15 protein-coding genes and 2 tRNA genes are annotated in these 12,974 nt (G+C 48.5%); 15 read left to right on the forward strand and 2 right to left on the reverse strand.

All coding sequences use genetic code 11. The features are described from left to right. Position 1: 1 nt before the first annotated feature. The 3 genes from HW447_RS05355 (at position 2) to HW447_RS05365 (ending at position 3,266) form a co-directional block, all read left to right on the forward strand. On the forward strand, positions 2 to 712 hold the full coding sequence (locus HW447_RS05355) for a helicase HerA domain-containing protein (protein ID WP_176254286.1): 711 nt from the start codon (positions 2 to 4) through the stop codon (positions 710 to 712). Positions 713 to 816: 104 nt separating this feature from the next. Further along, positions 817 to 1,746: a rolling circle replication-associated protein gene (locus HW447_RS05360; RefSeq protein WP_176254287.1), complete on the forward strand. Its 930-nt coding sequence runs from the start codon at positions 817 to 819 to the stop codon at positions 1,744 to 1,746. Between the two features lie 206 nt (positions 1,747 to 1,952). After that, entirely contained in the window at positions 1,953 to 3,266 is a 1,314-nt protein-coding gene (locus HW447_RS05365) for a tyrosine-type recombinase/integrase (protein ID WP_176254288.1), read from the forward strand. 61 nt (positions 3,267 to 3,327) lie between these two features. On the opposite strand, the gene HW447_RS05370 is transcribed toward HW447_RS05365, so the two are convergent. Together HW447_RS05370 and HW447_RS05375 are read right to left on the reverse strand one after the other, a co-directional pair. Further along, positions 3,328 to 3,401: transfer RNA gene (locus HW447_RS05370), tRNA-Met, on the reverse strand. A gap of 18 nt (positions 3,402 to 3,419) precedes the next feature. Further along, positions 3,420 to 3,492 (reverse strand) — tRNA-Val (locus HW447_RS05375). A gap of 263 nt (positions 3,493 to 3,755) precedes the next feature. On the opposite strand from HW447_RS05375, the gene HW447_RS05380 reads away from it, so the two are divergent. Genes HW447_RS05380 through HW447_RS05435 form a run of 12 tightly spaced genes read left to right on the forward strand, consistent with a single transcriptional unit; the run spans position 3,756 to position 12,945 of the window. After that, complete coding sequence (locus tag HW447_RS05380; RefSeq protein ID WP_176254289.1) at positions 3,756 to 4,682, forward strand: diacylglycerol/lipid kinase family protein; 927 nt, start codon at positions 3,756 to 3,758, stop codon at positions 4,680 to 4,682. Between the two features lie 52 nt (positions 4,683 to 4,734). Continuing rightward, on the forward strand, positions 4,735 to 5,280 hold the full coding sequence (gene ispF / locus HW447_RS05385; RefSeq protein ID WP_176254290.1) for a 2-C-methyl-D-erythritol 2,4-cyclodiphosphate synthase: 546 nt from the start codon (positions 4,735 to 4,737) through the stop codon (positions 5,278 to 5,280). 34 nt (positions 5,281 to 5,314) lie between these two features. Further along, a complete protein-coding gene (gene cysS, locus HW447_RS05390) occupies positions 5,315 to 6,724 on the forward strand; it encodes a cysteine--tRNA ligase (RefSeq protein ID WP_176254291.1) in 1,410 nt (469 codons plus the stop codon). Beyond that, positions 6,709 to 7,191, forward strand: a complete 483-nt coding sequence (locus HW447_RS05395; protein ID WP_176254292.1) for a Mini-ribonuclease 3 — start codon at positions 6,709 to 6,711, stop codon at positions 7,189 to 7,191. The genes cysS and HW447_RS05395 overlap by 16 nt, the downstream gene beginning before the upstream one ends. 28 nt (positions 7,192 to 7,219) lie before the next feature. Further along, positions 7,220 to 7,963, forward strand: a complete 744-nt coding sequence (gene rlmB, locus HW447_RS05400) for a 23S rRNA (guanosine(2251)-2'-O)-methyltransferase RlmB (RefSeq protein WP_176254293.1) — start codon at positions 7,220 to 7,222, stop codon at positions 7,961 to 7,963. A 22-nt stretch (positions 7,964 to 7,985) separates the two neighbouring features. Beyond that, the gene (locus tag HW447_RS05405; protein WP_176254294.1) at positions 7,986 to 8,948 is read left to right on the forward strand and encodes a transglutaminase-like domain-containing protein; all 963 of its coding nucleotides are present in this window, start codon (positions 7,986 to 7,988) and stop codon (positions 8,946 to 8,948) included. Positions 8,949 to 8,969: 21 nt separating this feature from the next. Further along, complete coding sequence (locus HW447_RS05410) at positions 8,970 to 10,028, forward strand: type II secretion system F family protein (protein ID WP_176254295.1); 1,059 nt, start codon at positions 8,970 to 8,972, stop codon at positions 10,026 to 10,028. Positions 10,029 to 10,041: 13 nt separating this feature from the next. Next, entirely contained in the window at positions 10,042 to 10,380 is a 339-nt protein-coding gene (locus HW447_RS05415; RefSeq protein WP_176254296.1) for a hypothetical protein, read from the forward strand. 13 nt (positions 10,381 to 10,393) lie between these two features. After that, positions 10,394 to 10,909, forward strand: a complete 516-nt coding sequence (locus HW447_RS05420; protein WP_176254297.1) for a DUF4860 domain-containing protein — start codon at positions 10,394 to 10,396, stop codon at positions 10,907 to 10,909. Positions 10,910 to 10,923: 14 nt separating this feature from the next. Then, a complete protein-coding gene (locus tag HW447_RS17945) occupies positions 10,924 to 11,370 on the forward strand; it encodes a hypothetical protein (RefSeq protein ID WP_243176218.1) in 447 nt (148 codons plus the stop codon). 16 nt (positions 11,371 to 11,386) lie between these two features. Then, positions 11,387 to 11,887 (forward strand): hypothetical protein, encoded by a 501-nt coding sequence (locus tag HW447_RS05430; RefSeq protein WP_176254298.1) that lies wholly within the window; start codon positions 11,387 to 11,389, stop codon positions 11,885 to 11,887. Beyond that, positions 11,884 to 12,945, forward strand: coding sequence for a type IV pilus twitching motility protein PilT (locus HW447_RS05435; RefSeq protein ID WP_176254299.1), 1,062 nt, complete (start codon positions 11,884 to 11,886; stop codon positions 12,943 to 12,945). The genes HW447_RS05430 and HW447_RS05435 overlap by 4 nt, the downstream gene beginning before the upstream one ends. Positions 12,946 to 12,974 lie beyond the last annotated feature (29 nt).

The following is a 12,974-nucleotide window of genomic DNA, read 5'->3' on the forward strand; positions in this document are numbered from 1 at the left end:
GATGAAGTGCGAACTGTTTTTAGATGAAACATATCTAAAATATGGCATAGAAAAATATATTACTTGGGATACGGATGCGGCCCCTCATGGGGCCATATTCGGCACCACAGGCAGCGGCAAAACCTATGCAGAAAAGATTTTACTGGCACGGATTGCCCTCAAATGCCCCAGTAGTCAATTTTTTATCTGCGATTTCAAAGGAGATTCCGATTTTTTCTTTCTCACAGGTGCAGAAAGATTTTATCGTTATGCAGAATGTAAAAAAGGACTGGATAATTTTTACAGCTGTTTTCTGAACCGGCAATCTGGCAAAGATAATAACCGGAATTTTCTATTGCTGGTATGGGATGAATGGGCAAGCTATATCCTAAGCTTAGACAAGAAAGTTGCTGAAGAAGAAAAAAAGAAACTGGCTGTTTTGCTCATGCTCGGACGCTCGTTTAATACTCATGTGATTTTGTGTATGCAGAGATTGGATGTAGCCTACATCCAATCAAGAGATTGTATCAATCTGGTAATGGCTATGGGGAACCTTTCGGAGGAAGGAAAAGAAATGATGTTCCATGATTATAAAAAGCTGATGGAACCAAACCGCCGACAAGGTACAGGCTATTTAACTATCAACGGAACAAATTTTACTCCCTTTGTGGTTCCACAAGTAAGGAACCATGAATTATTAAATGAGTATATTCAAAAAGCAGTACAGAGATAACTGCCGCCTGCGTGCGAAGCGTAAGCAAGGCGGCATGATGGGCGGCTCTGCCGCCTGCCCTCTACTTGACTTAGTATCATAAAGTGACAGGAAGGTACTTCAAGATGGACAGAAATACATTCTATCCCATTTATGAAGGTACAAGGCCATATCAAAATAACATAGCTATTTTAAAGGACTATAACGGACAAAGACAGAAGTTGACCTACTGTTATAAGGTGCGCCAAAGTGGTGTTTGTGATGGAAGGGCGGCTCCTGCTGAAAAGAACACTGTCAACGAAAAGAAGCTGGAAAATAATTTGATTCGAGCCAGAAATACAGTGTATGAATTGGCATTGTGCAATGAATGGGATTGGTTTTTAACAATTACCCTTGATCCAGAAAAATATGACAGAGAAAATCTCCCTAAATTTAGGACGGATTTTTCACGGTTTATACGAGAGTATGGAAAAAGGCAGAGATTGAATATCAAGTATCTGGTAATTCCAGAACAGCACAAGAAGGGCGGATGGCATATGCATGGATTCCTAAAAGGTATTCCACCGGATTATTTAAGATTATTTTCCTTAGAAGAAAAACTCCCTCAATATTTACGAAAAAAATTGAAACAGGGTATGTATATTTATGACTGGCCAGCCTATCGTCAAAAGTTTGGATTCTGCGATATTGAACCAGTAAGAAATTTACAGGCAGCCTCAGCTTATGTTACCAAATACATTACGAAAAGTTTCGGTGCAGGTGTCCAAAATCTGGGAGGTCATTTATACTATGCTTCTCAGGGATTGCAACGCGCAAAAGTGGTAAAAAAGGGGAAAATGAATCCAGATTCCATTTACTGGGATTTTGAAAATGAATATGTCAAAATCAAATGGTTTGATGGTAAGGATATAGAGGTTTTAAATCTGGTGCAAGAAGATACCCACATCAAAGAACTTCGTCAAAAAAGAGATGTTCTGTATGAATCCAGAAAATGGGAACCAGAAGTAAACATAGAGACAGGGGAGATTTTATTTGACTCTCCATTCAAAGATTAAAAACAGGGTGTAGGGCTTCACTTAAATAAAACAAACAATTATAAAAACTACGAAAAATAACACAAAACAACAATTATATTGAAAACATATATTATTCCAAAATATTTTACATATAAAAATTCCAAATCAAAAAATCAATCAAAAATCTAATCATAATTCCAAAATCAAATATTATCGAATCCTTACACCACCAAAAGGTGGCGTAAATGAATAAAATAAGTGCAAAGGATATGGCGGTCTTGCAAGAGGCTCTTGCCAGTGGTATATTAAACATCGAGGATGTGCAACAGGTACTCAATATGAAAAAGGAAGAATATTATTTATCGTTGCACAAATATGACATATATGAGGGGAAGGACGGTAAATGGTACACATATCTGCCAGACAAGACCCAGAAGCAAGGGAGGCGAAAGCTGAAAAGAACTTCGGAAACAGCAATTAAGCAGGCTGTCATTGGCTTTTATAAAGACTGGGAAAAGCAGGAAAAAGGGAAAGAATTAACTCTTAGACAATTATATCCCATCTGGATAGAATGGAAAGGCGCTCATACACGCGCCACAGCGTCCATACGGCGTTTTAACTGTGATTGGAAGAAATTCTATCTTCCATATTCCAAACTCATAGACAAGCCTATTATAGAGCTTACAGTAACAGAATTAGACCTGTGGGCGCATAAGATGATTAAGAAACATAATATGACAAAGACCTGCTACTATACCATGACAATTCTGATACGGCAGATGTTAGACTATGCCGTTGACCCTCTTGGGATTATTTCGGAAAATCCATTCCGCCAAATTAAACTGCAAAAGAAAATGCTTAGAAAAACCGTCAAGAAAAATGATGAATCACAAGTGTTTCTCTTGGATGAAACGCCCAGAATTATAGAGGCGGCTTTGCAGGATTTTAATAATAATCCTCTGAACACTGCCCCCCTTACGGTTCCTCTTGGATTTCTGACAGGTCTCCGCTTGGGAGAGATGGCGGCTATCAAGGGTTCGGATATAATCGGCAATGTTCTCTATGTTCAAAGGATGGAGGAAGAAGTGTATGATTACTCCGATTTAGAACACATTCGCCTGATAGAACGGGCAGTTGTGGATAATGCAAAAACTGACGCTGGTATTCGTGAGGTTCCTTTGGTTCCGCAGGCTCTCAAACTCATTGAGGCGATTCGGGCATCCAATCAGATGAACGGATGGTCTAATAAAGAATTTCTGTTTCTGAATAATGGAGAAAGAATGACTACCCGTACAATCAAGTACCGGATTTCAAAATATTGTAAGCAGTGCGATATTATGGAAAAAAGTTTTCATAAGGTGCGGAAAACATATATATCCGCATTGATTGACAGCGGTATCAATATCAATGAAATTCGGAAAGCAGTAGGACATACGGATGAGCGTACAACATTTTCTAACTACTGCTACAATCGCATGGGGAAACAGGAGACAGCACAGCTTTTTGAAAATGCGCTGGTTAATGAAAATGGAATTGCTGATTGCAGGATAGCAATTTGAGGTACTCAAAGGTACTCAAACCAAAAACAAAGAAACCCTTGAAAAATCAAGGGTTTCAAAGTAGCGGAAGGGAGATTCGAACTCTCGACACCACGGGTATGAACCGTGTGCTCTAGCCAACTGAGCTATTCCGCCGTATTCAATTGGAATGGATGGGGCCTACAGGGCTCGAACCTGTGACCCTCTGCTTGTAAGGCAGATGCTCTCCCAGCTGAGCTAAGACCCCGTATCCAGTGCCTCGCTTGTGTCTCACTCGCGACTGCCTGTACAGTATATGATAAATTGTGGCAATTGTCAACACTTTTTTGAAAAAAATTAAAAAAAGATTTTTTGCCCTTATTTTAAGCGGTTTTACGGCCTTTTTGGCGGGAAGGAAATTGTTCTTTTTTTGATATTTAATAGAAAATTCCCCATTGCTTTATATTCATTTGAGGGTGGTCGTGGTATAATATCCACAGATGTTACTACAGGAAAGGACCCTACGCCTCTATGTACTATTTTATTGTGAACCCCAGCGCAGGCTCCGGCAGAGGCAGGAGAGTTTGGAAAGCGATCGCCTGTTATATGGACCTGCACAATATTGAATATGAAGCTATCTTAACCGGAGGAACCGGTGAAGCGCGGACAGCAGCCAGGGAGCTTACAAAGAAAAATCGTAAGCCGGGCCTTTTGATCGTGGTAGGAGGAAGCGGCACTATGAACGAGGTGCTGGATGGAGCCATGTTCCACGGCCTTCTGGATCTGGGCTACATTCCCGCAGGAACGGGAAATGATCTGTCCCGCTGCCTTCATATGCCCAAAAGCGCGGTGCGCTGTCTGAAGAACCAGCTCCATCCAAGACATTTTTCCATGGTAGATTACGGTGTTCTTTCCTGTGGCGAACGAGAGGTATCCCACAGGCGGTTTATGGTCAGCGCCGGAATCGGCTTTGATGCGGCGGTCTGTCATATGGCAGCCGGATCGAGAATGCGTGGCGTGCTGGGGCGTATGGGACTTGGAAAGCTGTCCAGCCTGTTTCTTGGCTTTCGCCAGTTCCTGCACTGCCGCTCCAGCCGTGGATACATCCTCTTAGACGGTGTAAAAAAGGTGGAATTTAATCACATCCTGTTTATATCCTGTCACATCCAGCCCTCAGAGGGCGGAGGTTTTCTCTTTGCCCCAAGGGCAGACGGCAGCGACGGAAGGATGAATATCTGCGTGGTAAGCCATTCCTCCCGGACAAAGCTTCTTAGGGTGATGCTTCAGGCTCTGACCGGCCGTTTTAAAAAGCATACGGGAGCCAGGAACTTTGAGTGCAGAGAGGTTTCCATTCACACAGACGCCCCGCTTCCGGTCCATGTGGACGGAGAATTCTGCGGGGTACAGACTGAGCTGCGGGCACAGTGCATTTCCAGACAGATCCGTATGGTCATATGACAGGCAGGGGGATTTCCCCGCATACCAGAAAAGAAAAGGAGAACCATTGAAAATGAGAATCGGACAAGGCTATGATGTTCACCGGCTGACAGAGGGACGCAGGATGATACTGGGAGGAGTGGAGATTCCCTATGAAAAGGGTCTGCTGGGCCATTCGGATGCTGATGTGCTGGTGCACGCAGTAATGGATGCCCTTTTGGGAGCCGCGGCCTTAGGCGACATCGGACAGCATTTCCCGGATACAGATCCGGCATATAAAGGCATTTCCAGTATTGAACTTCTGAAAAAGGTAGGAGAACTTCTGGAGGGCCAGGGGTATGTAATCGAGAATATTGATGCAACCATCATTGCCCAGCGCCCCAAGCTGGCCCCATACCGTGCGCAGATGGCGGAAAATATCGCATCGGCCCTTCATCTGGATCCATCCAGAGTCAGCGTAAAAGCTACCACAGAGGAGGGACTCGGCTTTACGGGAAGCGGGGAAGGAATCGCTTCTCAGGCAATTACATTATTGACGGAGACGGCGGATTACTGCTATGATAATAGCATCATGTCAGAAGGCTGTCACGGCTGCGGAGGCTGCGGCCGGGAGCGATAAACAGTGTTCTGAATCATAAGCGAGGAGAAAGCGTATGAAAATATTTAATACATTGTCCAGAAGAAAAGAAGAATTTGTCCCCCTTACTCCGGGCGAGGTGAAAATGTATGTGTGCGGGCCTACGGTATATAACCTGCCTCACATTGGAAATGCACGTCCCATGATCATGTTCGACACCGTGCGCCGGTATTTTGAATACAAGGGCTATAAGGTAAGCTTTGTTTCCAATTTTACAGACGTAGACGATAAAATTATTAAAAAGGCAAACGAAGAGGGCGTAGACGCATCTGTCATTTCCGAGCGCTATATCAAAGAGTGCAAAAAGGATATGAAGGCCATGAACATAGAGCCTGCTACAGTACATCCCCAGGCGACCCAGGAGATCCAGGGCATGATCGATATGATCCAGACCCTGATTGATAAGGGGCACGCTTATGCGGCGGAGGACGGCACCGTCTATTTTAAGACGGGGTCTTTTGAAGAATATGGAAAATTATCCCATAAAAATCTGGATGAGCTTCAGTCCGGCTTCCGTGAGATTAAGGTAACGGGAGAAGAGGGGAAGGAGGATCCCAATGACTTTGTGCTATGGAAGCCTAAGAAGGAGGGAGAGCCTTACTGGGAGTCCCCATGGTGCCAGGGGCGTCCGGGCTGGCATATCGAGTGTTCCGTGATGGCAAAGCGTTATCTGGGAGATTCCATCGATATCCACGCCGGCGGTGAGGATCTGATATTCCCTCACCATGAAAATGAGATCGCCCAGAGCGAGTGCGCAAATGGCAAGCCATTTGCGGCCTACTGGATGCACAACGGTTTTTTAAATATTGACAATAAAAAAATGTCCAAATCCCTGGGGAATTTCTTTACCATTCGTGATATTGCGGAGAAATATGACCTTCAGGTACTGCGTTTCTTTATGCTCAGTGCTCATTACCGCAGCCCCTTAAACTTCAGCGCCGAACTGATGGAGGCCTCCAAAAATGGTCTGGAGCGCATTCTGACCTGTATGGATAAGCTTAAGGAGCTGGAGACAAAGGCAGAGGGCGGCCAGCTGACGGCAGAAGAAACTCAAAGAATGGCTCAGGCCGATAAGCTGAGAGAAAAATTTGAGGCTGCCATGGAAGATGATTTTAATACGGCAGACGCTGTTTCCGCCGTGTTTGAACTTGTAAAGCTGGCAAACTCTACGGCGGACAATTCCGGCACAGAGGCATATGTCGCCGGGCTCAGAGCCCTGATCGCCCGTCTGTGCGGCGTGCTTGGCATCATTACTGAGCGCAGGATAGAGGTTCTGGACGAGGAAGTGGAGGCTATGATCGCTGCCAGACAGCAGGCCAGAAAGGAAAAGAATTTTGCGCTTGCCGATGAAATCCGCGGGAAACTCCTGGATATGGGAATTGTATTAGAAGATACCAGAGAGGGCGTAAAGTGGAAGAGAGCATAACATTAAAGGACTTTCTTGCATACTATAAAGACGCTATGAGACTGGAACCGGTAGACGCCGGTTCCTATTCTCCGTTGGTTCTGGCCTACATCGGAGATGCGGTTTATGAGGTGATCATCCGCACCAAGGTCATCAACCGGGGCAGTATGCAGGTGAATAAGATGCACAAGAAAAGCTCGGAGCTTGTAAACGCCGGCGCTCAGGCGTGCCTGATCCGCGCGATGGAAGAGGAACTGACGCCGGAGGAGCACGCAGTATATAAGCGCGGCCGCAACGCCAAATCTGTCACTATGGCAAAGCACGCCACCATGGCGGATTACCGCACCGCCACAGGGCTGGAGGCTCTGGTGGGCTGGCTCTTTTTAAATGAGCGGTATGAGCGGCTTATCGAGGTTGTCAGCCAGGGTCTGGAGAGGATCGGGGCTTTTGGAGAGAACCGTTCCGGGGAAGAAACCCCTAAGAAATAAGAGTTTAAGAAACAGGAGAAATATTTTCATGAGATACGAAGAACTGACCATAGAGGGCCGCAACGCTGTGCTGGAAGCCTTCCGTTCTGGAAAAACCATTGACAAGCTGTTTGTGCTGGACGGCTGTCAGGACGGTCCGGTGCGCACCATTGTAAGGGAAGCAAAAAAGCATGACACCATCATCAGCTATGTGGCAAAGGAGCGTCTGGATCAGCTGTCTGAAACCGGAAAACATCAGGGCGTTATTGCATATGCGGCTGCCTACGAGTATGCGCAGGTGGAGGATATGCTGAAGCTGGCGCAGGAAAAGGGAGAACCGCCCTTTTTATTCCTGCTGGACGGCATTGAGGATCCTCATAATCTGGGAGCCATCATCCGCACGGCTAACCTGGCCGGTGCTCACGGCGTCATTATTCCCAAGAGACGGGCCGTGGGGCTTACCGCTACGGTGGCAAAGACATCGGCAGGGGCTTTAAATTATACGCCGGTGGCAAAGGTAACCAATCTGACTGCTGTTATGGAGGAACTGAAGAAACAAGGGCTGTGGTTTGTCTGCGCTGATATGGGAGGCGAAGTGATGTACCGCATGAATCTTACCGGCCCCATTGGCCTGGTGATCGGAAATGAGGGAGAAGGGGTCGGCAAGCTGGTGCGGGAACACTGCGATATGACTGCATCCATCCCTATGAAAGGAGATATCGACTCCTTAAATGCCTCTGTGGCAGCCGGGGTGCTGGCATATGAGATTGTGCGCCAGCGTATGGCAAAATAGCATTTGGAAAGAGAGTGAACATATGATCAGACGAAGCGGAAATAAGACGGGTACCGCGGCGGTGCTTGCAGCCATCGTGATCGGTGCGAACGGTCTTTTAGGGACATTTCCGGCGGGAGCGGCTCAGACGGCTGTTATTGAGGACGGCCGGGTTCCGCTGTACAGTAAGCCGGCGGGCAGCTATGTGCGGACTCCCATCGCTTCCGGCGTAACGGTCTATAAAAATGATAAGGCTACTCTGGATGCTTCTAACATATCCGAGGGCTATGTGATGGTAAAATACACCGGAAGTGTAGGAAAGATCAAGGTACAGATCACAAAAAGCGGATCCGAAACATATACGTACGACTTAAATAACAGCGGCGTTTACGAGGTATTCCCACTTTCTGAGGGAAACGGCTCCTACCAGGTAAAGGTATTTGAAAATATCCAGGGCAACCAGTATTCCCAGGCGTTCAGCCAGAGCGTGGATGCCTCTATTACAAACACCTTCGGCCCGTTTTTGTATCCGAACCAGTATGTAAACTTCAACTCCGCCAGCGCGGCAGTGAAAAAAGGCGCGGAGATCTCTGCCGGAGCCACAGACCAGCTGGGAGTGGTTTCCGCCGTTTACAATTATGTGGTGACAAACCTTACTTACGATACAGCCAAGGCTTCTTCCGTGCAGTCAGGATACCTTCCGAACGTAGATGTGGTTCTGGCTCAGAAAAAGGGCATCTGCTTTGACTATGCGGCCCTGATGACTGCCATGCTGCGCTCCCAGGATATTCCGACCAAGCTGGTAGTCGGCTATACCGGAAACCTGTACCATGCCTGGATCAATGTATACCTGGACGGCCAGGGCTGGGTAGACAACATCATTTACTTCGACGGAAACAGCTGGAAACTGATGGATCCTACCTTTGCTTCCTCCGCCAACCAGAGCAAGGAGATCATGCAGTACATAGGGAACGGCGCTAATTATAAGGCAAAATACAGCTACTAAAACCGGCCGGGAGGAAATGAGATGGGAAAACGGGGAGAGAAATATTACAGATACTTCTGTGAAGAACTGTCGGCCTTCTGCCTTCAGATTGCACTGCTGCTTGAGGCAGCAGTGCCTTTGGATGAGGGGCTGACCATTATGGCGGAGGATGCTGCGGATGAGAAGGAGAAGGCCATGCTTCTTTATATGGCAGAGGGTGCGGAACTTGGAGATCCCTTTTTTAAGGTGTTGGAGGATACGGGCGTTTTTCCTGCCTATGTAGTCCGCATGGCCAGGCTGGGCCAGCAGACGGGAACCCTGGATCAGATGATGAAATCTCTCTCCGGTTACTATGAGAAAGAGGACAGGCTGCTAAAGGCAGTGAAAAATGCGGCTACGTACCCCGCTATGATGATCCTGATGCTGTTAGTGGTTCTTTTTGTTCTCTTTGCAAAGGTAATGCCGGTATTTTCCAAGGTATATGAGCAGCTGGGAGCCAGCCTTCCCGCGGCGGCCTCCGCAGCCATCCGACTGGGCGGAATCTTAAGCGGAGCGGCCCTGGTTCTGGCGGCTCTGATCGCTGCAGCGGCGGCAGCTATCTGGACCGCAGCCCGGTTTGGAAAAAAGCTCTCCCTGGTGGAAAAGGGGATCACAGCAGTGAAAAACCGCAGCCGGATCGCCAGAGCCGTGGCTCTGCGCCGGTTTACCGCAGTTCTGGCTCTGACCTTAAAAAGCGGCCTGGAACTGGAAAAAAGCATGGAGCTTGCAAAGGAACTGGCTGAAAATGAGGCGGTGGCGAGGCAGATTGACGCCTGCGCCAAACGCCTGGAAGAGGGCAGCAGCTACTATGACGCAATGAAGGAGACGGGGCTGTTTTCCGGCTTTTATATCCAGATGATCAAGGTAGGAAGCCGAAGCGGACATCTGGATCAGGTCATGGAAGAAATTTCAGGGGATTATGAGGAGATGGCAGACTCTGCCATTGACCGTATGATAGCCCGGTTTGAGCCCACTATTGTAGCGGTGCTGGCGGTTTCTGTGGGACTGGTGCTTTTGTCGGTGATGCTGCCCTTAGTGGGCGTGCTGTCGGCGATCGGTTAGGAGGTCTTTGAGGATGAAAGTGAAGCGGGGACAGAACCGGGAAAGAAACGGCCTGGGCGGCATGGTTGCTTCTGCAGCCCTTATGGCCGCGGCGCTTGCTGCGTTTGCCCTGTTTTCGGTACAGTTTGGGAACAGAACCGGAGCACGGGATCAGGAAACCTTGAAAAAGGCCATCGCCAGAGCCAGTGTCCAGTGCTATGCCATTGAGGGACGCTATCCGCCAAGTGTGGAATATCTGGAAGAAAATTACGGAGTCATGATCAACCGGAAAAAGTATCATGTCTTTTACGACGGCTTTGCTTCCAATGTAATGCCGGATATCACGGTAGTGCCTGTAACGGCAGCAGAATAAGGGAGGAAGTCATGTGAATCAGAAAACAGGAAAGAAAGAGCAGCTTATGGGCGGGATTTTTACCATGCTGCTGTTTCTTGTATTTGTCCTGAGCGCCCTTTTTACGGTGCTGACAGGAAGCCGTGTTTATGAAAACATCACTGTCCGCAGCGACCGGAATTTCAGCGGTTCCACAGCCTTAAGCTATATTGCCAACAAGATACGCCAGGGAGACCAGGCGGGAATGGTGGATGTAAAAGAAGTAGAAGGAACGCAGGTTCTGGAGCTGCGCCAGCAGGTGGGCGGAACAGAGTATGTGACCTGGATCTACTGGCGGGATGGAAGTCTTAAGGAACTGTTTACCGATGCAGGCAGCGGCCTGGGACTGGCAGACGGACTGGAAATACTGGAATGTGAGGGGATTTCCTTCTCAAAAGAAGATAACCTCCTGTGCATCAGCGCTCAGGGCGAAGGGGGCGGCAGTCTGGAACTTTCACTGCGAAGCAGCAGTGGGGCAGTGGCCCCAGGCTCTGGCGGGACCAGAACATAAAGGAGCCGGAACAGATGAATAGAAGAAGCGGGTCCGGTTCAGGACCATTTTTGATGGAAATGCTGGTGGTGGTGGGATTCTTTATCCTCTGCGCCAGCATCTGTGTTTCCGTCTTTGCAAAGGCAGACCGGCTGAGCCGTGACGCAGACCGGCTCAACCATGCCGTCCTTGGGGCGCAGAGCGTTACCGAGGAAATCAAGGCGGGACGGGGGGAAAAAGAACTGTCAAGAGTCTGGGATAAGGCATGGAACTCCTACACGGAGCAGCAGGCAGAAACGGCTGGAATTCAGGCAGCCTACCGGGCAGATATAACGGTAGCCAGGGAAGGCTCCATGACGAAGATTCGGGTGGATATCATGGACTGCGGTGCCGGGGTTAGCAGGGGAAATGACAGAGGTTCCTGCGAAACGGTGATCTACAGCCTGGAAAGCAGCCAGTATGAGCCGACTTTGGGACAGTAGATAAAGAGGAAGAAAAATGGCAGGAGAAACATTCAGAAATAAAGTGAATATCGGACTTTCATCCTTAATACTGATCTTTATCGTACTCTGTCTGTCTACCTTTGGGCTTCTCTCATTAAGCAGCGCCAGAGGAGATCTGGAGCTGGCAGAGAGGGGAGCAGAGGCGGTAAAAGCATATTATGAGGCAGACTCCAAAGGGCAGAAGTGGCTGGAAAAAACGGACTCCCTTCTAATGAAGATGGAGGGGAAATCGCTGGCAGAAAAGTATGCGGCTCTGGCAGCAGAGCCTGGGAATGTCTATGATGAGGCAGCCGGCTGCATTTTTACAGATATTCCCATGGAGAAAGGACAGTCTCTGCGGATTGAGGCGGTGCTTACAGAGGGGAGCGGAAGGTATGAGATACGCGCCTGGTATGTCTACGACAGCGGCGAATATAACATTGATGACGCTATGCCCGTTTGGGACGGAAAAGGAGAGACTGAGAGTACAAAGGCACAACAGGAGGAATCAAAATGAAGGTAATGGAGCTTCTTACGGCAGCAGTGGAGCAGGAGGCGGCGGATATTTTTCTGGTTCCCGGACGTCCGTTTTCCTATAAGATCGGAGGAAGGATTCTCTGTAATGGGGCAGACAGGATCATGCCGGATGAGATGGATGATATGATCCGGCAGATTTATGAACTGGCCGGCGGCAGGAGCATGGACCGGGTACTGAATGAGGGGGATGATGACTTTTCGTTTGCTGTTCCAGGTGTGTCGCGTTTCCGTGCCAATATCTTTCGCCAGAGAGGCTCTCTGGCCGGGGTAATCCGGGTGGTGCGCTTTGAACTGCCAGATGCAGGCGCTCTTCATCTGCCGCGGGAAATCGTGGATATTTCAAGGATGACCAAGGGCATGGTGCTTGTGACAGGGCCTGCAGGAAGCGGAAAGAGCACTACGCTGGCCTGTATCATTGACGCCATCAACGAGGCAAGAGAGGCCCATGTGATCACGCTGGAGGATCCGATCGAATACCTTCACCGCCACAAAAAGAGTGTAGTGACCCAGAGAGAGATTGCCACGGATACAGGCAGCTATGTGACGGGCCTTCGGGCATCGCTGCGTCAGGCTCCGGATGTGATCCTTCTGGGGGAAATGCGTGACTATGAAACCATCAGCATTGCCATGACGGCTGCGGAGACAGGTCATCTGATCCTGTCTACCCTTCACACCATCGGGGCGGCCAATACCATTGACCGTGTGATCGATGCATTTCCTCCGGCCCAGCAGCAGCAGATCCGCACCCAGCTTTCCATGGTGCTGAATGCCGTTATATCCCAGCAGCTGGTGCCTACGGTAGACGGAGGCGTACAGCCGGTATTTGAGATCATGTTTTTGAATAATGCCATCCGCAATATGATACGGGAATCCAAGATTCACCAGATCGACGGAATCATCGCCACCTCCCAGGAGGAGGGTATGGTTTCCATGGACAACAGCCTGATCCGTCTTTTCCGTCAGGGAACCATCACGAAGGAAACGGCTGTAACCTACAGCAGCAACGGAGAGCTGATGGAAAGAAAGCTGGCAAGATAATCTGGATAAAAGTCTCTTATGGAGGGGAT

This window comes from Enterocloster alcoholdehydrogenati (genome assembly GCF_013282095.1).
GTDB classification, from domain to species: domain Bacteria; phylum Bacillota; class Clostridia; order Lachnospirales; family Lachnospiraceae; genus Enterocloster; species Enterocloster alcoholdehydrogenati.